A 24930-nucleotide genomic window follows, 5' to 3' on the forward strand; every position below is an offset into this window, starting at 1 on the left:
CCGTGTCTCCCGATTGACCTGCTTGGGCCAGGGCGCCACGCAGAATCGGCGGATGAATTCCTTGCGCTCTCCTCTCGCGGCTCAGATCGTGCAATGGCTGGTCGCACCTGGCGATACCGTGCGCCCGGGTGACCTGTTGGTCATCCTGGAGGCCATGAAAATGGAGCACGAGTTGCATGCCGATGCGCCCGCCCGCGTCCTGGAGTTGTTCTTCGGCGAAGGCGAAACGGTGCAACCGGGCGAGATGCTCCTGCGCGCGGAGCCCTTGCGCGAGGGCGATTCGCAGCCCGCGACCATGGCACCGTTCGACGGCACCCTCGCGCGGGCGAACGGCTACCGAGGCGATCTGCAGCGATTCCTGGATCGCGATGCGCTCACCCGGGATGCCGCCCGGCCTGAAGCGGTGGCTCGGCGCCACGCGCTGGGCCTGCGCACCGCGCGCGAGAACATTGCCGACCTGTGCGACGAGGACAGCTTTCTCGAGTACGGTGCACTCGCGGTGGCCGCACAGCGCAGCCGCCGCAGCGAAGAAGACCTGATCGCCAACACCCCGGCCGACGGCATGGTCACCGGCATCGGCTCGGTCAATGGGGCTCACTTTGATGCCGCACGCGCGCGCACGGTGGTCATGGCCTACGACGCCACCGTGCTCGCGGGGACGCAGGGCATGCGCAACCACCAGAAGACCGATCGCCTGCTTGGCATTGCGCTGGAGCAGCGCTTGCCGGTGGTGTTGTTTGCCGAAGGCGGCGGAGGCCGGCCTGGCGACACCGACATGCCCATCGTGGCTGGCCTGCATGTGGGCACGTTCGCGGCCTTCGCGCGACTGTCCGGCCAGGTTCCGGTGATCGGCATCGTCAGCGGCCGCTGCTTCGCGGGGAACGCGGCGCTGCTGGGCTGCAGCGATGTGGTGATTGCCACCCGGGGCAGCAACATCGGCATGGGGGGGCCCGCCATGGTGGAAGGTGGTGGCCTGGGTGTGTACCGCCCCGAGGAGATCGGGCCGAGCACCGTGCAGCACGCCAATGGCGTGATCGACGTGCTGGTCGACGACGAGGCGCAGGCGGTGGCCGTCGCCCGGCACTACCTGTCGTTCTTTCAGGGTTGCGTCCCCGATGGCCAGGCGCCGGACGCTGCGGCGCTGCGCGACCTGGTGCCGGAGAACCGCCTGCGCGTCTACGACACCCTGGCGGTGATGAACGGGCTTGTCGACGTGGACAGCCTGCTGTCGCTGCGCACCGGTTTTGGCGTCGGCATCCACACAGCATTGGCGCGCATCGAAGGCCGCCCGGTCGGGTTGATGGCCAACAACCCGCTGCATCTCGGCGGCGCCATCGATGCCGATGCCGCCGACAAGGCCGCGCGCTTCATGCAACTGTGCAACGCCCATGGCTTGCCCATCGTCACCCTGGTGGATACGCCCGGTTTCATGGTCGGGCCCGAGGTGGAGGCGCTTGCCCAGGTGCGCCATGTCAGCCGCCTCTTCGTGGTGGCCACCGATCTGCGGGTGCCTGTATTCAGCGTTGTCCTGCGCAAGGGCTACGGCCTGGGTGCCATGGGCATGACGGCAGGCGGCTTTCATGTGCCTGTCTTCACGGTTGCCTGGCCGACGGCCGAGTTTGGCGCGATGGGGCTGGAGGGTGCGGTGCGACTCGGCTACCGCAAGGAACTGGCGGCGATGCCCGAAGGGCCGCAGCGCGAGGCACTGTTCGAGCGCCTGCTGGCGCAGCAATACGCGAACGGTTCGGCGGTGCAGATGGCCAGCACCCTGGAGATCGATGCGGTGATCGACCCAGCGCTCACGCGCGACTGGCTGACCAGGGGGTTGGCGGGTGCCCGGGTGTCGGCTCCTCGCGCGAGGCGTTTCATCGACACCTGGTGAGGTCTGGCGCCCTTACATCAGGTCGCCGAAACCGGTGGTACGAACGCCCGCACTGGGCAGTTGTGGCGCGGTCTGGTTGATGTTGATCCAGAACTCGCACACATGCTTCATGGCGCTGAGGAACTGCGAAAACTCGGTAGGCTTGGCGATGTAGGCGTTGGTGCCGGCATCGTAGGCGCGCAGCAAGTCGCTGGGCTCGGTGGAGGATGTCAGCACCACCACGGGGATGTGGTGCAGGTTGTCAGAGCCCTTGATTTCCTTGAGCACGCCAATTCCGTCGAGCAGCGGCATCTTCAGGTCCAGCAGCACCAGCATGGGGTTGCTTCCCGAGCGGTTGGTGAAGCTGTTGCGCCGGTGCAGGTAGTCCAGCGCCTGCATGCCGTCGGACACATGCGTCACCCGCCCGTCCAGTCCATGACGCGCCAGCGCCAGCTTGGTCAGCTCGGCATCGTCCGGATTGTCCTCGACGAGAAGGATGGCGTCGGCGTTTTTGCTCATGGTTCCAGTGCGGCCGGCATGGAGTCCGTGGGGGACTCAAGCCCATGCGCGCCTTCAAAAGGTAGCGAAAAATAGAACACACTGCCCTCTCCGAGCTGGCTTTCAGCCCAGATGGTGCCGCCGTGTCGCTCGATGATGCGCCGCGTGAGTGCCAAGCCGATGCCAGTGCCTTCAAACTCCGAGGCTCGATGCAGGCGTTGGAAAACGCCAAACAGTTTCTGGGCGTATTTTGTGTCAAAACCCACACCATTGTCACGAACAAAGAAGGTGTAGCCCACCACGGGGTCCACGCTCCAGCCCACTTCGATGCGCGTTCTTTCACGCGGACGGGTGTATTTGTAGGCATTGCCCAACAGATTGGCCCAGACTTCGCGCAGCAGCAGCGCGTCGCCCTGTACCACCGGCAGGTCCGGGGCGACCACCCAATCCACCACCCGACCTTCGGTGTCGTGTCCGATCTGGCTGACCACCGCGTCCACCAGCAGCGTGAAGTCCACGGCGGTGAGGTTCACGGCCGAGCGGCCCAGGCGCGAGAAGGCCAGCAAGCCGTCGATGAGCTGGCTCATGTGCCGCGCCGAGTTGCCGATGGTGCCCAGGTAGCGGGCGCTTACCTCGTCGCAGTTGCCCCCAAGGTGTTCCTCCAGAAGGCTGACGAAGCTGGAGATGTGGCGCAGGGGTGAGCGCAGGTCGTGCGAGACCGAGTAGGAGAACGACTCCAGGTCCTTGTTGGCGGCGAGCAATTGCTCCGTGCGTTCCACCACGCGGTTCTCCAGTTCGTCGTTGATGTTGCGCATCAGGTCGTCGAGCCGCTTCGCGTCGGTCATGTCGCGGTTGATCTTCGCAAAACCCATGAGCTCGCCCGCGTCGTCGCGCAGCGCAATCAGCACCGAGTGCGACCAGTACTGCGATCCGTCTTTGCGGGTGTGCCAGTTGTGCAGTTCGTGCTGGCCGCGGGAGGCGGCCAGCCGCAGCATCTGGTTGGCGCTCACCTTACCGTGCTCCGGGTTGATCGGGTCGAACAGCACGCCGTAGTGGCGGCCCAGCATCTGGGTGGGCGAGTAGCCGTCCATGCGCTGCGCACTGTCGGTCCAGTCGGTGATGGTGCCGTCCGCATCCATGAAGAAGATGCAGTAATCGCGCAGGTTGTCCACCATCAGGCGGAAGCGTTGCTCGCTCTCCAGCAGTTCGGCCGATCGTTCACTGATGCGTTGCTCCAGCTCCTCGTTCAGGTGGACCACGCGTTCCTCGACGCGCTTGCGCTCCGTGATGTCGATGATCTGCACAAACAGGCCCTGCACCACACCCTCTTCATTGAAATCGGGCAGGTAGTTGGCGCTCACGTAAATCTGATTCCCGTCGACCGTTGGCCGCCAGGTTTCGAAGTGCTGGGGCTGTCCGGCCAGCGCGGCCTGCATGCGAGGTTCGATGTCGGCCCACACGTCGGCGCGCACGCATTGTCCGATGTGCTGGCCGATGACGAGCTGCGGATCCATGCCATAGACGCGCATGTGCTCGGCGTTGGCGAAACGGAAGTGCAGGCCCGCATCGAGGTAGGCGATCAGGCCAGGCACGTGGTCGGTGATGGTCTGCATGAAGCGCTGGTTGTTGCGCAAGGCGGTCTCGGCTGCCTTGCGCCGCGTGATGTCGACCAGGGTGGTGTTGCTGCGCAGGAAGCGGCCTTCGGCGTCGCGCACCGCGGACGAGGACAGCAGCGCATGGAAGGTGCTGCCGTCGCGGCGGCGCAGCCCGTACTCCACCGCGTCGAGGGCGTCGTCATGCAGCATCATCTGCATCCTGCCGTCCAGCAAGTCGGTCTGGTTGGGCAGCATGAAGTCGCGGAAGTTCTTCTTGCCGACCACCTCTTCGCGGGAATAACCCAGCCATTCGAGTTCGGTGTCGTTGATGGACACGTAGGTGCCGGTGATGTCGAGCGAGTGGTATCCGCAGGGAGCCTGGTTGTAGAGCGCCTGGGCCTGCATCAGCGCGTTGTTGAGCTGCTGGTTGGCTTCGCGCACCTGATCCTCGGATGCCTTGCGGTCCGAGATGTCGATCATCTGGATGATGATGCCCTGCACCTGACCGGCCTGCCAGTACGGCGTGTACTCGATGCTGGCGTAGAAGCGATGGCCGTCCGGGAAGGCGCGCTCGCCCTCGAAGCGCTGGATCTCGCCCGACAGCGCGGCCGCCAGCCGTACCCGGGTGCTTTCGAAGTCCTGGGGGCGCGCGATCTGGCTCAGGTGCAGGCCCACCATCTGAGTAGTGTCGCCCTGGGCCCAGCGCGCGTAGCTGGCATTGGCGAAGCGGCAGATCAGGTCGCGGTCGAAAAAGGCGAGCTGCACCGGCACGCTGTTCGTGATGGCCTGCAGAAAGTTGCTCTGCGCCGTCAGCGCGTTCTCGGCGGCCTTGCGATCGGTGATGTCGATCACGGTGTTGTTGGTGCGAACGAACCGGCCCTGGTTGTCCTGCACGGCGGTGCTGCTCAGCAGGGCAAGAAACGTGCTGCCATCGCGGCGCCGGATGGTGAACTCCGCGGCCTCGACCTTCTCGCCCCGCACCATGCGATCCAGCCGTTCAAGGGCGGCGCCGGCCTGATCGGGTGTGACGATGTCGCGAAAGCGCATCTGGCCGATCACCTCGCTGCGGTCGTAACCCAGCCACTCCAGTTCGGTGCGGTTCATCAGCACGAACACGCCGTTGGCGTCCACGGAGTGGTAGCCGCAGGGCGCCTGGTTGTAGAGGGTCTGTGCGTCGCGCAAGGCCAGGGCCACACGCTCCTTGGCTTCTGCGAGCTCGTCCGTGCGTTGCCGCACCCGGTCCTCCAGCTCGGCGTTGAACCGCTGGATCTCTTCCTGCTGCTGGTGCAGGGCGGTGATGTCGCGCGAGACAGCCAGGAGCATGACAGGCTGGCCATGGGCGTCGCAGATGGGCGTGACCATGGTGTCCCACCACTTCGGTGTGCCCTTGAATGTGTTGCCAAAGGCCACGAACCGCGCGCTCTTGCCTTGGCGCGCGCTCTCCAGCGCCTCGCGCGAGAGCAGGGCGCCATCGTCTGGCCACCAGGTCGTCCAGTCGCTGTTGCGCACTTCGTCGAAGTCGTCCACCTCGACCAACCGGCACCCCTGGGCGGTCATCTGCACGACGCGGCCTTGCAGGTCGAGCACCTTGGTGCAGTCGGGGCTGCTGGCAATGATCTGGCGGTTGAGTTCGTCCTTGATGCGCGCGTCGGCCTCCAGTGAGCGCATCGGCGTGACGTCCTGCATGAAGCCGAGATGGCCGGTGATCGCACCATCGGCATCGCGCAACGCCGCGTTGCGCACGAGAACATGCACGATTTCGTCGCCCGGGCGCACCAGGCGGAATTCGATACTCAGGCTCTCGCCGGTGGAAATGCCCCGTACCCAGTGCTGCTGCACGCGCTCCAGATCTTCCGGGTGCACACGATTGAGCCAGCCGAAGTTGGGGAAGTCGTGGCGCTCCAGGGCAAAAATGGCCTGCAGCTGTTCGTCCACATGGGTGAGCACGCCCGCGTGGTCGGTGCGAAAGACGCCGATCGGGAACACGCTCGCCATTGCAGCGAACAGGGCTTCGTATTCCAGCTGGGCGTTCTGGGAGGTCAGTCCGGGCTGGTTGTCAAGCGTGGCCTCCAGCGCCAGGGGAAGACGTGCCTGAAACTGGGGTGCTCCAGACGCACGGAGATCGCCCTGGCCGCTGAGGCGCTGCGCATAGCCGCGACGCAGGTGCTCGTTCTCCGCGCGCAGCGTCTCCAGCTCCAGCAACAGCGCACGCTCCCGCTCCAGGGCCGCCTTCTCGGGCCTTTGGGCGTCAGGGCGCCGGTCCTGTGACGGAAAGAGGGAGCTCATCCGGCACAACTGTACCCCAGCGGGCCAGCGCGCATACGTGATATTTGACAGTCAGAAACGGGGCAGTTCAGGGTGCGCAATCCGGCCCGCGCGCACCAGCATCCTGCCGTACTCAGCACAACGTTGCAGGGTGGGGATGACCTTGCCGGGGTTGAGTAGCGCATTGGTATCAAACGCCCGCTTCACGCCGAACATCTGCGCGTTCTCCTCGGCGGAGAACTGCACGCACATGCTGTTGAGCTTTTCCACGCCCACGCCGTGTTCGCCCGTGACCGTTCCGCCCATGGCCACGCTGGTCTCAAGAATGTCGGCGCCGAACTGTTCGCACCGGTGCAACTGGTCGGGGTCGTTGGCGTCGAACAGGATCAGCGGGTGCAGGTTGCCATCACCCGCATGGAACACATTGGCGCACCGCAGTCGGTACTTTTTTTCCATGGCCTGAATGGCAAGCAGGATGTCGGCCAGGTTTTTGCGCGGAATGGTCGAGTCCATGCACATGTAGTCGGGGCTGATGCGACCGCTGGCGGGGAATGCGTTCTTGCGGCCACTCCAGAAGCGCAGCCGCTCGGCCTCATCGCGGCTGACGGCAATGGCGGTGGCGCCGCAGTTGCGCAACACCTCGCTCATGCGGCCGACCTCCTCGGCCACCTCCTCGGGCGTGCCGTCGCTCTCGCACAGCAATATGGCCTCAGCGTCCAGGTCGTAACCTGCGTGCACGAAGTCTTCCACCGCGGCCGTCATGGGCTTGTCCATCATCTCCAGACCGGCAGGGATGATGCCGGCCGCGATGACCGAAGCCACCGCGTCACCCGCCTTGCGCACGTCGTCGAAGCTGGCCATGATGCAGCGCGCCAGCAGCGGCCGGGGCACCAGCCTGACGGTCACCTCGGTGGTCACCGCCAGCATGCCTTCGCTGCCGATCACGAGTGGCAGGAGGTCCAGGCCGGGGCCGTCGAGTGCATCGCCCCCGAAGGTGATGGGTTCGCCTTCCACGGTGAAGCCGCGCACCGCCAGCACGTTGTGCAGCGTCAGGCCGTACTTGAGGCAGTGCACGCCACCCGAATTTTCAGCCACGTTGCCGCCGATGGTGCAGGCGATCTGGCTGCTGGGATCCGGAGCGTAGTACAGGCCCAGGGGCGCGGCGGCCTCGGAGATGGCGAGGTTGCGCACGCCGGCCTGAACCACGGCCGTGCGCGAGCGCGTGTCGATCTCAACGATGCGGTTGAACTTTGCCAGCGAGAGCGTCACACCCAGTGCATGCGGCATGGCGCCGCCCGACAGGCCGGTGCCCGCGCCGCGCGCCACCACTGGCACGCTCAGGCCGTGGCAGACCTTGAGCACGGCAGCGACCTGATCTTCGCTTTCGGGCAGCACGACCACCAGCGGGCGCTCTCGGTAAGCCGTGAGCCCGTCGCACTCGTAGGGCACGGTGTCCTCCGCCTGCCAGAGCAGCGCGTGCGCGGGTACGACGGCCTGCAGCGCGCGCACCACCACAGCCTGACGGGGTGTGCGTTGCAGTTGCCGGGGATGAGACGTGGTGGGGGAATTCATGGTGGCGAATCGGTGATCCAGTGTAGGGCTCCAGGCTCCGCGCGGCATTGAAATAATCTACAGCAGACATTGACATCAGGCCATCGGCTGATTCTTGAAATTCGCCGGCGCCGCCACCAGCCAGGGCGCATCGGGTGGTTCGATGTCGCGCAGCCATGCCCCAGGAAAATGCACCATGACCGGACTTGTCACCCGTGACAGCCTGTCTGACGACTTCCTCAAGGACGTGGCGCTCGGCTTCCATGTGAACCCCTGCACGGCGAAGGCCTTCCCGTCCGGATCAAGGGGGACGTGAAGGAAACGCCTGACGCCTGCGTAGTGGAAGCCGAGCGACCGGCATCCACGTCACCATCGACGGAGCCATCGTGCCCCTGCGCGCTGAACTCAAGCAGCTGGGTCGCCAGACCGATGGCGAGAAGGTGCTGTGCAGCGAGTGCTTCCACGCTGCGGTGGCGCGCAGCTTTCAGTTGCCGCAGGACATCGACGAGGGCAATGCCAGGGCGAAGTACGACAACGGGGTGCTGCGCCTGTCGCTGCCCACGCGAGTGGCCATGGCGGGACAGCGGCTGAACATCGATTGATGCGGGGGTGCGGCGTTCACTCGTTGCGAATCGCCACGAGTTCAAGACCCCGTCGAAGTAGAACGAGGTTGAACTGTTGTATCCCCGGGTACGCGCTTCAAAGTGCAAGACCTGTTTCAGATGGGGCGCGTACCGCGCGCTGGCGAGATTGGATCGGGAGGCTGCAAGACCTCCGCTGGCGCCTCGGTGGGTGTGACGGTGCCACTCCGCCCCCCGTGATGGGCAATGCGCCGTGGACCCTTGCGGTCAATTCCATGCGAACCTGTCTGTCCTGCACGAGGGTTTCGTCGTTCGGCCGCCAGATCGATTCGGGTTGCGGAGGGGTTCTCCCCCAGCCTCCAGGTGGCGTCACCTGATCGAACTCGCCGCCAAAGGCGCAACTGGTCGAGAGCACAACGCCATGGATGTTCTCAATCCAGGTGCCGTGATCGGCATGACCTCGAGCCCGCCCTGCGCGTTGCGGCGCAGACCCGGGAGAAGGCAGTCGCCGAGCGTGATTTCAATGCCGCGCAGTGCGCCGATGATGCAGGTGCGGGATCCGATGCGTGTCCACGCTGGCAGGTGCCACAGGGAGCGATCGGATGCTTGATTCTTGGCGACGCTTTCACTCGCTGCGGATGTCGACGAGCTCCAGCCGCTCATCGATGTGGTAAATCGAGGCGTTCGGGCTGCTGCCACGCGCCTTCACCTCGAATCGCACGATGCGCCCGAGGTCTGGCGAATACCAGACATTGGCCAGGTAAGGACCAGAGTTGTAGAAGCCGCTGTTGCCTCGGTGGGTGTGGCCACGGAACTGCACGCGAATCGTGGGAAACGTGCGCTGCCCGATCGTGATGGGAGCGTCCTCGGACGCGACCGCAGTCAAGCTCATCATGATGGAGCGCGCGTCCACCCGCCTGTCGTATTTGAGGGTCCAGCGTTGGCCCGGCTCGGGCGCCTTGCTGATCCAGCCGTCTGGGGGGGAGGCCTGATCGAATTCACCGCCCAAGGTTTGCGTGATCGACACCAGTCCACCTCCCTTGCGCTCGATGCGTGTCCCCTGGTTGAAGATCAGGTTTTCGCCATCGACCCGATCGAGGCGGTACACCACGGGTTGGCTCAGGCCGGTCATTCGATCGGTCAAGCGGTACTCGAACACACGGTCTCCGCTCGGGCCGGCTTTGGCAATCGGCGCGGCCGTCAGGCCGGTCTGGCGAGCGGCGAATATTGCCTTGGCCCGCTCGGGCACGTCTGCGATCCAGCCCGCAGGCAGCGCGAAGTTCAGGTTCTGCGATTCACGCAGGCCGGACGTGGTGATGCCGATCAGGCGCCCCTGTGCATCGAACAGACCGCCGCCGCTGGAGCCGCTGGACAGCGGTACCGTGATCTGCAGGGCCTCAAGCTCACCCTGCGCGTTGCGCCGCAGGCCTGAGAGGAGTCCATCGCTGAGCGTAGTCTCCAGCCCCCTGGGGGCGCCGATCGCATACACCCGCGCGCCCACGCGCAATGCATCGGCCGGCGCTGCGACCACCGCCGGCGCACTGAAGTTGGCTACCTTGAGTTGGCACAGGTCGCGCTCGGTGTCGGGGTGTTCCAGCGCGGCGCCATAGCTGACGTTCTCCCGGCCCACGGACACCGACTTGGCTTGTCGCAACACGTGGCAGTTTGTGATGAGTTGGCCCGGACCGATGACCACAGCGCTGCCTTGCATCAGAGGGCGGCCCGAACTGTCCAGCGTGCGCACCACCCACACGCTGGGAGAGGTTCGTTCGAACAGGTCTTCGGGGGGCAGCGCGGTCTGGGCGCCGGCCAGAGCGCTCACCAGCGCAAAGCCCAGGGGTATCAGGTATTTGTGGTGCATGAACATCTCAGCGCTGTGGCGGCATAAGGCCGCTCAGATCGTCCAGGGTCACCTGACGGTTGGCATGCGTGTCGGGCGCGCCGGCGGTGGATGTCGCCGGTGCCGACGCGGAGCCCGGGGGGGTCGGGGATGGTGCACTGCCGCCAGTTGCGGCGGCGATTCCGGTTTCCAGGCGCGGACCTGTGGCGACGGCAGGCTGGCCTTCGGTCTCGTAGTTGCGGTCGAACACCAGCGATTTGCCGAACACCAGTTGCACCCATGAGGGGTAGGTGTACGCCGTGCCGCGGTTGTGGTCGATGATCGCGCCGATACCACCGCCGATGATGATGTTGCCGAACATGCCACCGTTGACGCGCGAGATGGCGCGCGCGCTGGCATCGGGGTTGCCGGGGTGCTGGCAGAAGATTTCAAGATCTTCGGCGGAACGGTGCACCTGCACCGTCGCTCCCGACTTGAAGGACACGCTGCCGTGGTTGTTGCCCATGCGGCAGTCTGCGCCTGCCACCATGCCGCCAGTTTCGGCCCTGGTCTCGATCTTCATCTCTTGCGTCGTTTCGTTGACGAGGGAAGCACAGCCCGTTGCTGTGCTGGCGGCCGCCACGATCACGAGTCTTGACAACATTCGATCCCCTTGCTCCCAGTGTGGAGTTCAAAGTGTAACGTTGTTGTTACATTCTGGTTGGGGGATTTTCACGGCAATCTGGAAGGTGTGGCGTCAACCCATCGCCTGCTGCAACCAGCGCGCGAACGCCGCGCACTCCCAGCGCTCCATGGTGCCGGTGCGCCAGCACAGGAAGTGGGCATGCGGACTGGGCACGCGGCGTGGGTAGAGCGGCACCAACGCGCCGCTGTCAAGCCAGGGAGCGGCCAGCTTGTAGCGCAGCAGCGCCACGCCCATGCCGGCGGCGGCGGCGTCGCACATGAGACCGATGTCGTTGAACTGCGAGCCCTCGGTCGGCTCGGGCCAGTCCAGGTCGTGCGCAGCGAACCAGGTACGCCAGGGCTCCAGCGGACTGCGCAGCAAGGACGCACTGTCCAGATCGGTGGGCGCCACGAATGGTCCGTGCTCGCGCGCAAACGCCGCTGACGCCATCGGGGACACCTCATCCTTGGCCAGACACAGATGCTCGACGTCGGCGTAGCGACCAGTGCCGAAACGTACCATCAGGTCGGCGTCTTCGGCCACCACGTCCAGCAGCGGGATGCTGACCTGCAGCGTGAGGTCGATCTCGGGGTAGGCGTCGCTGAATTGCTTCAGGCGCGGCAACAGGATGGAGCGCGCAAAGGTGGGCGTGATTGCCAGGCGCAGCTTGCGCCGCCCCGGCGCGGCACTTTGGCTCGGAAACTTCTGCAGCGAGGCCAGACCGTCGCGTACATGGGCGAGGTACTCGCTGCCCTCGGTGGTCAGGGAGAAATCGGCGCGGCCAAACAGCTTGGTTCCCAGGACCTGCTCGAGTTGCCTGACGCGGTGGCTGACCGCGCTGGGCGTGACGTTGAGCTCTTCCCCCGTCTGCGTCACGCTGCGCAGCCGCGCCAGCGCCTCGAAGGTCAGCAGGCACTGGATGGGGGGGATGCGCACGGTCATTTGAAGACGACGGTCTTGTGCCCGTTGAGCAGGACGCGGTGTTCGCTGTGCCATTTCACGGCGCGCGCCAGCACCTGGCTCTCGGTGTCGCGCCCGCGCGCGGTGAGGTCCTCGACCGCATCGGTGTGGTCCACGCGGGCCACGTCCTGCTCGATGATCGGGCCTTCGTCGAGGTCGGCCGTCACGTAGTGGGCGGTGGCGCCGATCAGCTTTACACCGCGGTCGTGGGCCTGGTAGTAGGGCTTGGCGCCCTTGAAGCTGGGCAGGAAGCTGTGATGGATGTTGATCGCCTTGCCCGAGAGTTCGCGGCAGAGGTTGTCGCTCAGGACCTGCATGTAGCGCGCCAGCACCACCAGTTCGGCGCCTTCGCTCTGGATGATCTCCAGCTGTCTGGCCTCGGCCTGGGGCTTGGTGGCAGCCGTCACCGGAATGTGGTGGAAGGGCACGTTGTAGCTGGCCGCGAGCTGGTAGAAGTCGCGGTGGTTGCTGATGATGGCCCGGATGTCCAGCGGCAGCAGCCCACTCTTCCAGCGGAACATCAGATCATTCAGGCAATGGCCTTCCTTGCTCACGAAGATGACCGTGCGCACTGGCTCGGCCAGCGGGTGCAGGCTCCATTGCATGGCGAACGGTTCGGTGAACAGCTTGAGGTGCAGGCGCAGGTCGTCCTGCGTGAGCTGGCCGCAGGCGAACTGCACGCGCATGAAGAACAGGCCGGTGTCGTGATCGTTGTACTGTGCGGCTTCTTCGATGTTGCCGCCGTGCTCGAGCAGGAAGCCGGAGACGGCGTGCACGATGCCCGGGCGGTCCGGGCAGGACAGATTGAGGACGTAGGTGTGAGTCATGGCGTGCGCATTGTCGCAGCATGCCATCGGGTGGGCCTTGCCGTGCGCTAGGCAGTGGAGCCTCCGTGATCGTGGCTCGGTGCCAGAATCGCGGCTATCTCATTTCGCAACAGGAGACGCCGCCATGGCCTACAACGATTTGCGCATGGACAACCAGTGGTTGCCCTTCACGCCCAACCGCAGCTTCCAGAAAGATCCTCGCATTTTCGTGGCGGCCGACGGCATGCACTTCACCACGCACGACGGGCGCCAGGTGATCGATGGCATCTCCAGCCTGTGGTGCGTGGGGGCCGGGCACAACCGCAAGCCGATCAACGAGGCGATCAAGAAGCAGCTGGACACGCTGGACTACAGCACCGCCTTCAGCGTGAGCAACGACAAGGCGTTTCGCGCCGCCGAGATGATCGCCGCCATGGCGCCGGGCGATCTGAACAAGGTGCTGTTCTGCAATTCCGGCAGCGAAGCCGCCGACACGGCGATGAAGGTGGCGCTGGCCCACCACCGCGCGCGCGGCGAAGGCCACCGCAACCTCTTCATCGGCCGCGAGCGCGGTTACCACGGCGTGGGCTTTGGCGGCATGAGCGTGGGCGGCATCCCGGCCAACCGCAAGGTGTACGGCGCGGCCCTGCTGCCGCGGGTGGATCACCTGCGCTTCATCCACGACCCGGTGAAGCACGCCTATGTGCACAACATCGAACCGGTGTGGGACGAGGACCTGCTGCTCGAGCTGGAAAGCCGCATCCTGCCGCTGCACGACCCCAGCAATGTGGCGGCCGTGATCGTCGAGCCGGTAGCGGGCAGCGCGGGCTGGTACGTGCCGCCGCAGGGTTACCTGAAACGGCTGCGCGAGATCTGCGACAAGCACGGCATCCTGCTGATCTTTGACGAGGTCATCACCGGCTTCGGACGCTTGGGTACGGCCTTCGCGTCGGACTACTACGGTGTGCAGCCCGACATGCTGACTTTCGCCAAGGCCGTCACCAACGGCGTGTTTCCGTTGGGTGGCGTGGTCTGCTCCGACCGCATCTACGGCGCCATGATGGGCGCGCACGGCAGTGCGCCGGACCATGCGATCGAGTTTTTTCACGGCTACACCTACTCCGGCCATCCGGTGGCCTGCGCCGCGGCCATTGCCACACTGGATCTGTTCCGCGAGGAAAACCTGTTCGCTCGCGCGGGCGAAATGGGCCCGGTACTGGGCGACGCGATGCATGCCGCCCTCAAGGGCCTGCCCAACGTTATCGGCATCCGCAGCCTGGGGCTGGCCGCAGCGGTCGAACTTGCGCCGCTGCCGGGCTTGCCGGGCAAGCGCGCCTTCGACGTGTTCATGGATTGCTTCCACCGGGGTGTGCTGGTGCGCAACGCGGGCGACAACCTGGTGTTCGCTCCGCCCTACATCGTCGAGCGCGCGCAGATCGAAACCATGGTGGGCACTCTGGCTGACGCGATAAAAAGGGCATGACCCCTTGCGCAGCCGACACGGCTTCCTGCCAGAGGGGGACGACACCTGGGGCCGGTGATACCGTGGTCTTCTTCAGCGCCTGAACTGCTGGCGCAATTCGGCGCAATGGTCACGCGGCGGCAGTGGCGGCGTGGTCCACACCATGTCGGCAGGTGGAGCGATGGAATCGGTCGGCGCGCCGGCCTGCGCCATCACCACCTTGTGCTCCAGACCGCTGGGCAGGTGCAGCGGTACGCCGAGATCGCGCCGCACGTGGCCGTTGCCGGCCACCAGCACCACGGTCTTGCCGGCAGTGATCGCGTGCGTCACGGTTTGCGCCATGGCATGGTCGCGTGCGAGCTGGATGCGTGTCATGGGTGCGATCTGTCCCTCCGGCAACACGCCGCAGTGGCTTTCCCGGATGCCATCGCGCTGGCGTTGCAGCACACCTTGGGTCACAAGGCTGTCGAGCGCCCTATCGCCCATGGCACCTCGCATCTGCGCACGCGGCAAGTTGCCGCCGACCACCGGCACACCGCTGCGCACGGCGGCCATCACCACCGGGCCGTAGACCGGCCAGGGCCAGCCGCCATGCTCGCTCCAGCCGAGCGCTTCGCGCACGCGCGCCTCGTCGACGTCGCGCGGTAGCGCTCTCGTGTCATGGCCCCGCTCGACCATCTCCATGACCAGCGCGGCCAGTTGCCCTCGCGCCGCCAGATGCTGCACCACCTCGCGTTGCAGCGTCTGGTGTTCGGGCGCATCGTGTTGTTCGCCCAGCATGAGCAGCGGCGTGGGCAGTACGCGGTCGAGCAGAGCGGTGGCGTTGGTCGGCTCACGGTGAGCGCAAGCCACCAGCAGCGCGCCGACCATGAGCAAGCAGACTGGATTCCTGCGGATCATGCGTGGATACTAAGCTCGCTGGCGTCGCAAGCGGACATGAAAAAGCCCGGCGGGGCCGGGCTCCGGGGGGACTTCGAAGTCAGTGCATCACCACCGGCATCTGCGCCAGCGTGGCATAGCCCTCGAGGGTGTCCTCCACCTCTTCCTGAGACGGCGTGCTCTGTTGCCACGCTGTGATCTGCAACTGGAACATCTCGGCCCAGGAGCCGTCGAGGTAGACCTCCTTGCCCGAGCGTTTGTCCACGATTTCGAAGCCGTGGCGTGGAATCTGCGGGCCGTCGGCCGCCTCGGTGTCGCCCTCGGCCGGCGCATTGGCGAGGATGTGGACCACAGCAAAGGCATCCGAGTCGTAAAGCATGTGCATGACTGAAATATCCTTGAAGAGAAAAGACCTGCGTTCCTGACAACCTTATATCGGCAAATTCGCACCGACATGCAGTTGGGAGTCGGCTTTACGTGGCGACGTTCCGCCCGAGTTCAAGATACGTGTCTTTTTTGGCACAAAAGTGCTCACACATCAGGGCATGTGGCTCAACTTCTGATCGGCCACGTCGCCATTGGGTTGGGTGATGCGCAGGCGCACCGGCAGGTGTTCCAGGCCGGGCGCGAGCCATATCTCGACCGTGCTGTCGAATTCCTTGCGCGGCTGGCGCACGAGCTGGCGCGCGCGCAGCTCACCCGCAGGCAGCAGGATCGTGGATTCTTCCCCCACCTCGAAGCGCCAGACAGGGGCGTCGCCGGTGCCGGCAACCTGCATGTCCACCGTCTGGCCGGCGGCATAGGCCTCGGGCCGGGCCTGCAGCAGGGAGGCGAGCTGCATGAACAGGCTCAGGCGGTCCTGCGCGCCGGGTAGCAGGGGCACATCGGGCGCGTTGTTGCTGAAGCGAATGCGCTGTTTTTCCGTGTCGAAATGGGTGGCCTTTTCGCTGCGGCTCTTGTCAGCAAAGCGTTCCGGTATCAAGCCCGCGGGATCGATGCGGCCGGTGCTGGTTTGCGAACGGCTGCCCAGCAGCAACACGCGCATCTCCATGCGCGCGTCGTAGCGCCCGTTGGCCACGATCCAGTCCAGTGAGCCCTGGGCGCGGTAGCCGATGCCCTTGACGGTGCCGCTCACGTCGTACTGGAGGCGGGTGCTGGACGGTGGTTGTGCAGGCGGCAGTTCGACCGGCGTGGCAGGTGTGTTGCTCTCTGCGGTTGCGGCCAGAATCGGCTCGTCAGAGGCAGGGGGTTCGGTGTTTGTTGGCAGGCTCGCTGCCGCGTGGACTGCATGCGGTGTATCAACGGAGGGCGCTGTGACATCAGGGCTGGGGGCCTCTGCCGAGGGCGGCGCAACGGCGGTGTCGGTGGACGCCATGGCGGTCGCGCGAGTGGGTTTCCGGCGTTGTGGCGCGGGCGCAGCGGCGGGCGAGGGCGCCGGCGTAATCCAGCGCACGGTGCTCACGTGAACCGGGGGTGGTTGCGTTGTGAGCTCGTGCGTGGCCCGTTGCGGGTCGGATGGGGCGAGGCGCTCTGTTGCGGTTACAGCGTCGACGGTGGGTACGGTGCCTGGCAGGCGTGGCGTGAGGCCGCCCGCCAGCAGCACCAGATGCAGGCCGAGCACCACCGAGACCAGCGTGGCCAGTACGGGCCAACGCGGAGATCCGGTCGGTGATGTCTGATGGGGCGTCACGGGCGGTGCGTGGCGGGGCCGTGCCCCAGGTCTGCGCTGAGTTGGCGGGCGCAGCGCAGCAGGGCAGTGGCGGGGACACCGCCCCAGTCGGTGTCCAGCGTCGCGACCGAGCCGAGCACCACGATGCCCAGCGCGAGCCGGCCCTGGGCGTCGAACACCGGTGCGCAGAAGCCGCCCACGCCGGGCAGCAGGCTGTGCACCACGCGCGCCAGGCCGCGGCGGCGGATGTCGTTCAGCAGCTCTTCCACGTCCCTGGGCGATTGCGGCACATCCGCCAGTGGCAGATCGCCGTTGCGCGGCAGCTTCTTCAGGCGCGCGAGTTCGTCGCGGATCATGGGCGCGATGCGTTGGGCATCGCGGCCCTCGGTGCCCATGAAGGCGGCAAAGCAGCGCCCGGTGGCCGAGGTCAGCAGGGGCATCACGTCACCCAGGCGCAGCGTCACGGGAACCGTCTGCGGGGCCTCGGTCCAGTGCACTATGGTCGGACCCTGATTGCCCCAGACGGCGATGGCCAGCGTGTGCCCGGTCTCCATGAGCAGACCGTCGATGCGCTCGCGAGCGAGCTTCACGGCATCGACGCGTGCCAGGCTTGCCAGGCCCAGGCGCAACGCGGCCGGCCCCAGGTCGTAGCGGGTGCTCACCGGATCCTGCATCACCAGACCCATGCGCTGGAAGCTCACCAGGTAGCGGTGTGCCTTGGCCGCGCTCATGTGGGCGGCGGCGGCCAGGTCGCGCAGCATCAGCGCCCCTGGTGCCTGCGACAGGGCCTCCAGCAGTTCAAAACCCACCTCTACGGACTGGATGCCTGCACGCAGGGGCTCGGCGTCTTCGCGGGTCTCGAGGTCGGCGGCGGGGTGTTGGGCTGCGGGCATGCGGGCGTCGGTCACGGGGGTTGGAGGAAAACGGAGGACTCAGGTTCCACCGCTCGGCATCGGGGTCTTTCTGTGTGGCACGGGGCTTTGAACTAGAATCCTGGGCTTACGCATAGGTTAATCAATTTCACTATCCGTAATTTCGTGCGCGACCCAGCGTGCTACCGATCCAACCTTGGGGCATGACACCCCGACCAACCCGACTGCAGGAGACTTGCATGAAACTGGCCACGTACAAAGACGGCTCGCGCGATGGACAACTGGTGGTGGTCTCCCGCGACCTGAGCACGGCGCATTATGCGACCGGCATCGCCCACAAGCTGCAGCAGGCGCTGGACGACTGGAACTTCATCAGCCCGCAGTTGCAGGACCTGTACGTCACCCTCAACCAGGGCAAGGCGCGGCATGCGTTTCCGTTCGATCCCGGGCAGTGCCTGGCGCCGCTGCCGCGTGCTTACCAGTGGGCCGACGGCTCGGCCTACATCAACCACGTGGAGCTGGTGCGCGCGGCCCGCAGCAGCGAGGTGCCGCACTCTTTCTACACCGACCCGTTGATGTACCAGGGCGGCAGCGACGACTTCATCGGCCCCTGCGAGGACGTGGTGGTTGCCAGCGAGGACTTCGGCATTGATTTCGAGGCCGAGATCGCGGTGGTCACAGGCGACGTTCCCATGAACGCCACCCCAGAGCAGGCGCTGGAGGGCGTGCGCTTGCTGATGCTGGCCAACGATGTGTCGCTGCGCAACCTGATTCCGGCCGAGCTGGCCAAGGGCTTCGGCTTCTTCCAGAGCAAGCCGGCCACCGCGTTCAGTCCGGTGGCTGTCACGCCCGACGAGCTGGGCGATGCCTGGCAGGGGGGGCGCGTGCACCTCACGCTGCAATCGACCTGGAATGGTCGCAAGGTCGGCATGTGCGAGGCCGGGCCCGAGATGACCTTTCACTTCGGACAGCTCATCGCGCACATCTGCAAGACGCGCAACGTGCGCGCAGGCTCCATCGTGGGCAGCGGCACCGTCAGCAACAAGGGCGTGGAAGTGGACGGGCGCAAGGAATGGCCCAAGGGTTACAGCTGCATCGCGGAAAAGCGTGCCATCGAGACCATCCTCGACGGGCAGCCCTCGACCGCCTTCATGAAATATGGCGACACCATCCGCATCGAAATGAAAGGCAAGGACGGGCAGTCCGTCTTTGGCGCCATCGACCAGAAGATCACCCCGTTGGAGAAATGAGCCAGCGCTGCGTCACCGAGCGCGGCGCGGCGGTGCGAGCCTGCTAGCCGGCGTAGACCTGCTCCATCGACGCAAAGCCCTTGACCTCGATCGGGTTGCCAAAGGGGTCGCAGAAGAACATCGTCCATTGCTCGCCGGGCGCGCCTTCAAAGCGCACCTGGGGCGGCAGCACGAATTCCACGCCGGCGGCCTGCAGCCGCGCGGCCAGAGCCTTCCACTCAGGCAGCAGCAACACCAGCCCGAAGTGCGGCATGGGCACCAGTTGATCACCCACGCGGCCGGTGCGCGCGGTCGGGAACGGCTCGCCCAGGTGCAGCGAGATCTGGTGGCTGAAGAAGTCGAAGTCCACCCAGGTGTCGGTGCTGCGGCCTTCGGTACAGCCGAGCACACCGCCGTAGAAGCCGCGTGCGGTGTCCAGGTCGGTGACGTTGAAGGCGAAATGAAAGAGGCTGCGGGTGGCGAGGGTAGGGCTGCTGGGGGTCATGCCTCAAGCATACCGAGCGCGCTCCGCCTTGTCCTGACAGGTGACGCAGCGCATGGCCGTGGGGTTGGCGTGCAGGCGCGCCGTGGGAATCGCCACACCACAGTCCAGGCACAGGCCGTAGCTGCCGTCGGCGATGCGCTGCAACGCAGCGTCGATGGCGATCAACTCGGCCGACTCGCGCTCCTCCAGGGCAAAGGCCAGGCCGCGCTCGGTGTCGGCGCTGGCCTGGTCGTCGCTGACCTCGGACAGCGCATCCGCGGCCGATTCGGCGCGGCCCCTGGCGCCGCCTCGCTGCGCGCGCAACTGCGCCAGGGCCTCGGCGCGCAGGGCGACCAGCTGGGCCTGAAAGGTGTCGGACAAGACGGCGGTCATGGGGCTCTCCTGTGAAGACTGTTCATCTTGCTCCTGCTGGCGCCCGGGTGGCTTGACACAGGTCAAGCACAATCGTCGGATGGCCGCGATCCGTGATCGCTGACCACCTTTGACGACACCCAGAAGGAGACCCGAATGCCCACCGTGGACTACAGCCGCTACCAGACCCTCGACATCACCCGACGCGGCCCGGCCGTCGATGGCGTGCCCTCGGTGCTCGACATCCGCATGCGCGCGGATGGCCCGGGCGGCAACGGCAAGTTGCCGACCGCGGGGCACGAAGGGCACTGGGAGCTGAGCGAGATCTGGCGCGACGTGGGGCGCGACGACAGCGTGCGCTGCGCCGTGCTTCGCGGCAGCGGCATGGGTTTCTCCGGTGGCGGTGATCTGGCGCTGGTGCAGGACATGGCGACCGATTTCGAGGTGCGCACCCGCGTGTGGAAGGAGGCACGCGACCTGGTCTACAACGTGATCAACTGCGACAAGCCCATCGTCAGTGCCATGCACGGCCCGGCAGTGGGTGCGGGTCTGGTGGCCGGTCTGCTGGCCGACATATCCATCGCGGCGAGGAGTGCGAAGATCGTTGATGGACACACGCGCCTCGGGGTGGCCGCGGGCGACCACGCCGCCATCGTCTGGCCCCTGTTGTGCGGTCTGGCCAAGGCCAAGTACTACCTGATGCTGTGCGACCCCATCAGTGGCGAGGAGGCCGAGCGCATCGGCCTGGTGTCGCTGGCGGTGGACGAAGCGGCCCTGCTTGACAAGGCCTACGAGGTGGCCGACCGCCTGGCCAGCGGCAGCCAGACCGCCATCCGCTGGACCAAGTACTCACTCAACAACTGGCTGCGCCAGGCCGGCCCGGCCTTTGACACCTCGCTGGCACTCGAATTCATGGGTTTCGCCGGTCCCGATGTGCGCGAAGGTGTGGCATCCTTGCGTGAGCGCCGCTCACCCCGCTACGGCGTGGACGGCTGAGACGGGCCTCGACGGCACGAAGACAGGAGACTTCCATGAGTGACGCCACCAGTGGTTTCGGCAAATTCGTCCCCGGCTTCGAGTTCCTGCAGAACCTGGCCGGCCAGGCCGCCGGTGGCGTGGCGCAGGGGATCAGCCAGAACATCCCGCAGCTGCCCAATCTGGGCCATTGGGTAGCCCCTACCTTCAATGTGGAAGACCTGGAGAAGCGCATCGAGGAATTGAAGGCGGTGCATTTCTGGCTGGACCAGAACGCCAAGGCCCTGGGCGCAACCATCCAGGCGCTGGAGGTGCAGAAGATGACGCTGTCCACGCTCAAGACCATGAACTTCAACATGGGCGACGTGGCCAACGCGCTCAAGATCAAGGCCGCCGACACCCTGGCGGGCTTCAGTGGTGTGGCCGCCCAGCCGCCGGTGCAGTTCGCGGGTCTGGAAATTCCGCCCCGCACGTACGGAAACGCCACGACGCCCTCGCCCTCGGCGCCGCCTGCTCCCGTGCGCAAGACCGCGCCACGCAAGGCGGCCGCCAAAGCGGCGTCGGGCAAGAAGGCGATCGCGCCGGCCGGTGGCGTGGTGGACCCGGTGCAGTGGTGGGGGGCGCTTTCGCAGCAGTTCCAGCAGATCGCCAGCAATGCCATGAAGGACGCGGCCCGGCAGACCACGCTGGACACCACGCGCCAGCTGGCCGCGGGACTGACCGATCGCGCGGTGAAGACGGCCACGGGTGTGGCTGGCAAGGCTGCGCGCAATCTCACGGGCACGGTGGCACGCAACATGGGCGCCGCCGCTGCTGGGGCAGGTGGGACAGGTGGGACAGGTGGGACAGGGCGTGTGGCCGCCCGCACCCCGAGCGCGCCCGCTGCCGCAACCCCGCCGGGCAAGAGGCCTGCCGCCCGCAAGAATGCGCCGCGCAAGACGCCGCGCCGCCGCTGAGCCTGCCTCTCGGCATCCCTGTCCGGTGTGCACCGTCAATCTCGCATGAAGCTCTTTCCCCACGCCCACGCCACCCACCCGCAGTGGCGCATGGCTGCCGCCCTGGTGCTGGCGCAGTTGCGCGCGCAGATGGCCTTGCCCGATTTCGCCAGGTCGCCTTCGCTGGCGCTGCTCTACATCACTGACCACTACACCGAAGATGCCCAGGCCATTCTGGAACACCTGAGCGCCGAGTTGCCTGAAGTGACCGACTGGGCCGGCACGGTCGGCGTGGGCGTGTCGGCGAACAACGTTGAGTACTTCGACGAGCCGGCCCTGTGCGTCATGCTGTGCGACCTCGGTCCTGACCAGTACCGCGTCTTCAGTGGCGTGGCGCCCCTGCCCGCCAGCGGACGCGCGGCAGGTGCCAAGGATTTCGAAGCCCACACCGCGCTGGTGCATGCCGACGCCGGCACCCCCGAGCTGGCGGGACTGATCGCCGAAATGGCGGACCGTACGCGCAGCGGCTATGTGTTCGGCGGCCTGGCGGCCAGCCGCGGCGACAGCGTGCAGTTCTCGCTGGGCAGTGCCGGCAACCTCAGCGGCCAGGGCGCGGCCAGCGGCGTATTTCGCGGCGGACTCAGCGGCGTGGCCTTTGGTACTGACGTGGGCCTGATTTCTCGCGTCACGCAGGGCGCGCAGCCGGTGGACCGCGAGCGCACGGTGACCGCCGCGGACGGCAACCTCGTGCTCACGCTCGACGACGAGCCCGCGCTGGACGTGCTGTTGCGCGAGCGTGTGATCTCGCTCGAACGGCCCGAGCAGGCCATGCCACGCCTGCGTGCCACGCTGGTGGGCTTGTCGCCCCCGCTGCCACGGCGCGACGGAGTCGATGCGGCCCCCTCGCCGCGCGTTCGTGGTCAGTTCGGTGCCGAGGTGCTGGTGCGACATCTGATCGGGCTGGACCCGGGCCGGCGTGGTGTGGCCATCGCCGATGTCGCGCCGGTCGGCACGCGGCTGGCGTTTTGCGAGCGCAATGTCCAGGCGGCTCGCGCCGATCTGGTGCGCGTGTGCGCCGAGGTGCGCGAGGAGCTCGAGCCGGAAGAGCTCAGCCTTTCAATGGCCACGGCGCTGGCGGCGCCCGACGCACACGCCGGCCCGCACCCTGCCAGGCGCATTGCCGGAGCGGTGTATGTGAGTTGCTCCGGCCGTGGCGGGCCGCACTTCGGCAGCCCGGGCGCCGAACTGCAGACCGTGCATCGAGCGCTGGGCGACGTGCCACTGGTGGGGTTTTTTGCCGGCGGCGAGATCGCGCACCACAGGCTTTACGGCTACACCGGCGTGCTGACGGTGTTCACCATGCCCTGAGTTCGCCGTCCCAGGCCGACGCCGCGCGCGCGGGCGCGTCCCAGCAGGAACAGCACGATGGCGATGTTGAGCAGGTTGAAGCCGATGCCGTTGAGGAAGGCGGCGTGGTACGAGCCAGTGAGGTCGAAGATCGCGCCCGACATCCACCCGCCCAGCGCCATGCCCATCAGCGTGGCCATGAGCACCGTGCCCACGCGCACCCCGGCCTGCATGGGCGCGAAGTGCTCGCGCACGATCAGGGCATAGCTGGGCACGATGCCGCCCTGGAACAGGCCGAACATCCCGGAGATCAGGTACAGCGGCACCAGTCCGTCGAAGGGCAGGAACATCAGCAACGCAACGCCTTGCAGCACCGATCCCAGCAGCAGTGTGCGCAAGCCGCCGATGCGGTCGGAAATCCAGCCCGAGATCAGGCGGCTGGCCACGCCCATGCCCAGCATCACCGAGAGCATCTCGGCGCCGCGCGCGGCACCGAAACCCAGGTCGGTGCAATAGGCGACGATGTGGACCTGCGGCATGGACATGGCCACACAGCACGACACCCCGGCCACGCACAGCAGCGCCTGCAACGCGCCCGGGGAGAGGCCGAGCGGGCGGTCCACCACGGGGGCGATCGCGGTGGCCTCTGCGCGCTCCGGCTCCAGCGCAGGCGGACGGGGGCGCAGCACCAGTGCCAGTGGCAGCATGGTGAGCAGGCACAGCACGCCGATGAACGTGTAGGCCTCGCGCCAGCCGCTGGCGTCAATGAAGTGCTGCGTCACCGGTGGCCAGACCGCGCCAGCCAGGTAGTTGCCACTCATGCAGATCGCCAGCGCGATGCCGCGACGCCGGGTGAACCAGCGTGAGGTGTCGGCCACCAGTGGCGCGAAGGTGGCCGAGGTGCCCAGCAGACCGATCAGCAGGCCTTGCGCCAGGCTGAACTGCCACAGCGTCGTGGCCGCACCGGCTGCGATGAAGCCCAGGCCCAGGCCGATCGCGCCGCCGATCACCGGCACCATCACGCCGAAGCGGTCAGACAGCCGCCCCATGAGGATGCCACCGATGCCGAAACCCACCATGGTGAGCGTGTAGGGCAACGAGGCGTCGCCGCGTGCCACGCCGAATTCGGCCTGGATGCGCGGCAACACCACGGTGACGGAATACATGCCCACGCCGCCCAGCGTCATGAGCGCCAGCGAGGTCAGCAGGCGCCACCAGGCATAGGGCGATTCGGCACCTGCGGCCGGGTTCATGCCGTGCGTGGTGCCTTGCGCGCCCGCGCCCGGTCCAGCACGCGGCGCGCTTCCTGCACGGACATGCCATAGCTGTCGGCGAAGTGCTCCACCGGCTGCCCGCCGGCCTCGAAAGCGCGCAACAGCGCCTCGTCGCGCGCGGCGCGGCCAGCAGCTTCGTCCAGCGCTGCCTGGGTGATGGCATTGATCGCCGGATCGCGGCTCTGCACCAGCGCGGCATAGGCTTCGCGGCCCAGGCCCGAGGCCTCGAAGGCCTGTGCGAGGCGCTGGCGCAGTTTCGGAGCCAGGTCTTCCGGTGTGCGGCCCTGGCGACGTCGGAAGACTTCGATCAGCGCATGGTGCACGTGTTCGGGTGCCAGGGCCTCCACCGGCTGCCCTGTGAGGTCGTGGCGGTCCTGGCCCGAGGCCACGACGCTGAGGTAGCGCGTGGAGCGCGTGTGCAGCGCGAGGGCGGCCTTCAGGCTGTCCGCTTCCAGCACGCCGGGGTGGGCATCGAGCAGGTCCTGGAAGATGCCGCGCTTGAGGGGCCTGAGCGTGTCGCCGAACAGGGTCGGACACAGTTGCGCCAGTTGTTCAAGCACCGGGTGCAGTCGCGCGGGCCGGTGTTCGCCCTGGCGCGGCGCGCCTGGGTGGTCGGGGCGGCGGGCGCGGGCAGGTCGCGTCGGGGCAGAGATGTCGGATGCAGGCGTGGATGGATTCATGTGGCGGGCTCTGATGCCGGCAGCGGTGCTGCGCAAGGCCACATCATGCCAGCGCCGATGCGGCAGCGGCTTCCAGTTCCAGGATGTTGCGCAAGGCGGAGGCCTGCACGGGTTTGTGCAGGAGGGGGAAG

22 protein-coding genes are annotated in these 24930 nt (G+C 66.6%); 7 read left to right on the forward strand and 15 right to left on the reverse strand.

Annotated features, from left to right (window positions below; translation table 11 throughout):
- Positions 1-61: 61 nt before the first annotated feature.
- Entirely contained in the window at positions 62-1882 is a 1821-nt protein-coding gene (locus K5880_RS21380) for a carboxyl transferase domain-containing protein (RefSeq protein WP_297657415.1), read from the forward strand.
- 12 nt (positions 1883-1894) lie between these two features.
- Here the strand turns inward: K5880_RS21380 and K5880_RS21385 are convergent, their stop codons facing one another.
- Genes K5880_RS21385 through K5880_RS21395 form a run of 3 tightly spaced genes read right to left on the reverse strand, consistent with a single transcriptional unit; the run spans position 1895 to position 7791 of the window.
- Positions 1895-2380 carry a response regulator gene (locus K5880_RS21385; RefSeq protein ID WP_297657364.1) on the reverse strand — a complete coding sequence of 162 codons (486 nt, stop codon included), beginning with the start codon at positions 2378-2380 and terminating at the stop codon, positions 1895-1897.
- Positions 2377-6240 carry a PAS domain S-box protein gene (locus K5880_RS21390; RefSeq protein WP_297657366.1) on the reverse strand — a complete coding sequence of 1288 codons (3864 nt, stop codon included), beginning with the start codon at positions 6238-6240 and terminating at the stop codon, positions 2377-2379. Before K5880_RS21390 ends, K5880_RS21385 begins: the two co-directional genes overlap by 4 nt.
- A gap of 51 nt (positions 6241-6291) precedes the next feature.
- Positions 6292-7791, reverse strand: a complete 1500-nt coding sequence (locus K5880_RS21395) for an FAD-linked oxidase C-terminal domain-containing protein (protein WP_297657368.1) — start codon at positions 7789-7791, stop codon at positions 6292-6294.
- A gap of 365 nt (positions 7792-8156) precedes the next feature.
- On the opposite strand from K5880_RS21395, the gene K5880_RS21400 reads away from it, so the two are divergent.
- Positions 8157-8372: an Hsp20/alpha crystallin family protein gene (locus K5880_RS21400; RefSeq protein ID WP_297657370.1), complete on the forward strand. Its 216-nt coding sequence runs from the start codon at positions 8157-8159 to the stop codon at positions 8370-8372.
- A gap of 604 nt (positions 8373-8976) precedes the next feature.
- On the opposite strand, the gene K5880_RS21405 is transcribed toward K5880_RS21400, so the two are convergent.
- From K5880_RS21405 to purU, 4 genes are all read right to left on the reverse strand, one after another.
- Positions 8977-10212, reverse strand: coding sequence for a S1C family serine protease (locus K5880_RS21405; RefSeq protein ID WP_297657372.1), 1236 nt, complete (start codon positions 10210-10212; stop codon positions 8977-8979).
- A gap of 7 nt (positions 10213-10219) precedes the next feature.
- Positions 10220-10834 (reverse strand): hypothetical protein, encoded by a 615-nt coding sequence (locus K5880_RS21410; RefSeq protein ID WP_297657374.1) that lies wholly within the window; start codon positions 10832-10834, stop codon positions 10220-10222.
- 93 nt (positions 10835-10927) lie between these two features.
- Positions 10928-11791 (reverse strand): LysR substrate-binding domain-containing protein, encoded by an 864-nt coding sequence (locus tag K5880_RS21415; RefSeq protein ID WP_297657377.1) that lies wholly within the window; start codon positions 11789-11791, stop codon positions 10928-10930.
- 2 nt (positions 11792-11793) lie between these two features.
- Positions 11794-12642, reverse strand: a complete 849-nt coding sequence (gene purU / locus K5880_RS21420) for a formyltetrahydrofolate deformylase (RefSeq protein WP_297657380.1) — start codon at positions 12640-12642, stop codon at positions 11794-11796.
- A gap of 124 nt (positions 12643-12766) precedes the next feature.
- Between purU and K5880_RS21425 the strand changes: the two genes are divergently transcribed.
- The gene (locus tag K5880_RS21425) at positions 12767-14104 is read left to right on the forward strand and encodes an aminotransferase class III-fold pyridoxal phosphate-dependent enzyme (RefSeq protein WP_297657382.1); all 1338 of its coding nucleotides are present in this window, start codon (positions 12767-12769) and stop codon (positions 14102-14104) included.
- Positions 14105-14176: 72 nt separating this feature from the next.
- Here the strand turns inward: K5880_RS21425 and K5880_RS21430 are convergent, their stop codons facing one another.
- The 4 genes from K5880_RS21430 to K5880_RS21445 form a co-directional block, all read right to left on the reverse strand.
- Positions 14177-14953, reverse strand: coding sequence for a ChaN family lipoprotein (locus K5880_RS21430; RefSeq protein WP_297657418.1), 777 nt, complete (start codon positions 14951-14953; stop codon positions 14177-14179).
- 109 nt (positions 14954-15062) lie between these two features.
- Entirely contained in the window at positions 15063-15347 is a 285-nt protein-coding gene (locus K5880_RS21435) for a DUF3567 domain-containing protein (protein WP_297657385.1), read from the reverse strand.
- 153 nt (positions 15348-15500) lie between these two features.
- Positions 15501-16652: a DUF3108 domain-containing protein gene (locus K5880_RS21440; protein WP_297657388.1), complete on the reverse strand. Its 1152-nt coding sequence runs from the start codon at positions 16650-16652 to the stop codon at positions 15501-15503.
- Entirely contained in the window at positions 16649-17524 is an 876-nt protein-coding gene (locus K5880_RS21445) for an IclR family transcriptional regulator (protein WP_297657390.1), read from the reverse strand. Before K5880_RS21445 ends, K5880_RS21440 begins: the two co-directional genes overlap by 4 nt.
- A 218-nt stretch (positions 17525-17742) precedes the next feature.
- Here K5880_RS21445 and K5880_RS21450 point away from each other — a divergent pair, with 218 nt between their 5' ends.
- Entirely contained in the window at positions 17743-18753 is a 1011-nt protein-coding gene (locus K5880_RS21450; protein WP_297657393.1) for a fumarylacetoacetate hydrolase family protein, read from the forward strand.
- A 43-nt stretch (positions 18754-18796) separates the two neighbouring features.
- On the opposite strand, the gene K5880_RS21455 is transcribed toward K5880_RS21450, so the two are convergent.
- Positions 18797-19237 carry a VOC family protein gene (locus K5880_RS21455; RefSeq protein WP_297657397.1) on the reverse strand — a complete coding sequence of 147 codons (441 nt, stop codon included), beginning with the start codon at positions 19235-19237 and terminating at the stop codon, positions 18797-18799.
- A gap of 3 nt (positions 19238-19240) precedes the next feature.
- Positions 19241-19609 carry a TraR/DksA family transcriptional regulator gene (locus K5880_RS21460; RefSeq protein WP_297657400.1) on the reverse strand — a complete coding sequence of 123 codons (369 nt, stop codon included), beginning with the start codon at positions 19607-19609 and terminating at the stop codon, positions 19241-19243.
- A 144-nt stretch (positions 19610-19753) separates the two neighbouring features.
- Between K5880_RS21460 and K5880_RS21465 the strand changes: the two genes are divergently transcribed.
- The 3 genes from K5880_RS21465 to K5880_RS21475 are packed head-to-tail and all read left to right on the forward strand — an operon-like array spanning position 19754 to position 22866.
- Positions 19754-20584 (forward strand): enoyl-CoA hydratase/isomerase family protein, encoded by an 831-nt coding sequence (locus K5880_RS21465; protein WP_297657422.1) that lies wholly within the window; start codon positions 19754-19756, stop codon positions 20582-20584.
- 35 nt (positions 20585-20619) lie between these two features.
- Positions 20620-21519: a PhaM family polyhydroxyalkanoate granule multifunctional regulatory protein gene (locus tag K5880_RS21470; protein ID WP_297657403.1), complete on the forward strand. Its 900-nt coding sequence runs from the start codon at positions 20620-20622 to the stop codon at positions 21517-21519.
- A gap of 45 nt (positions 21520-21564) precedes the next feature.
- Positions 21565-22866 (forward strand): FIST N-terminal domain-containing protein, encoded by a 1302-nt coding sequence (locus K5880_RS21475; protein ID WP_297657406.1) that lies wholly within the window; start codon positions 21565-21567, stop codon positions 22864-22866.
- Here the strand turns inward: K5880_RS21475 and K5880_RS21480 are convergent.
- Positions 22830-24098, reverse strand: coding sequence for an MFS transporter (locus K5880_RS21480; protein ID WP_297657408.1), 1269 nt, complete (start codon positions 24096-24098; stop codon positions 22830-22832). The two genes, K5880_RS21475 and K5880_RS21480, sit on opposite strands and share 37 nt — an antisense overlap.
- Complete coding sequence (locus K5880_RS21485; RefSeq protein ID WP_297657411.1) at positions 24095-24799, reverse strand: ProQ/FINO family protein; 705 nt, start codon at positions 24797-24799, stop codon at positions 24095-24097. Before K5880_RS21485 ends, K5880_RS21480 begins: the two co-directional genes overlap by 4 nt.
- Positions 24800-24930 lie beyond the last annotated feature (131 nt).

The organism is Hydrogenophaga sp., from assembly GCF_025699295.1.
In the GTDB taxonomy this organism is placed as follows: domain Bacteria; phylum Pseudomonadota; class Gammaproteobacteria; order Burkholderiales; family Burkholderiaceae_C; genus Hydrogenophaga.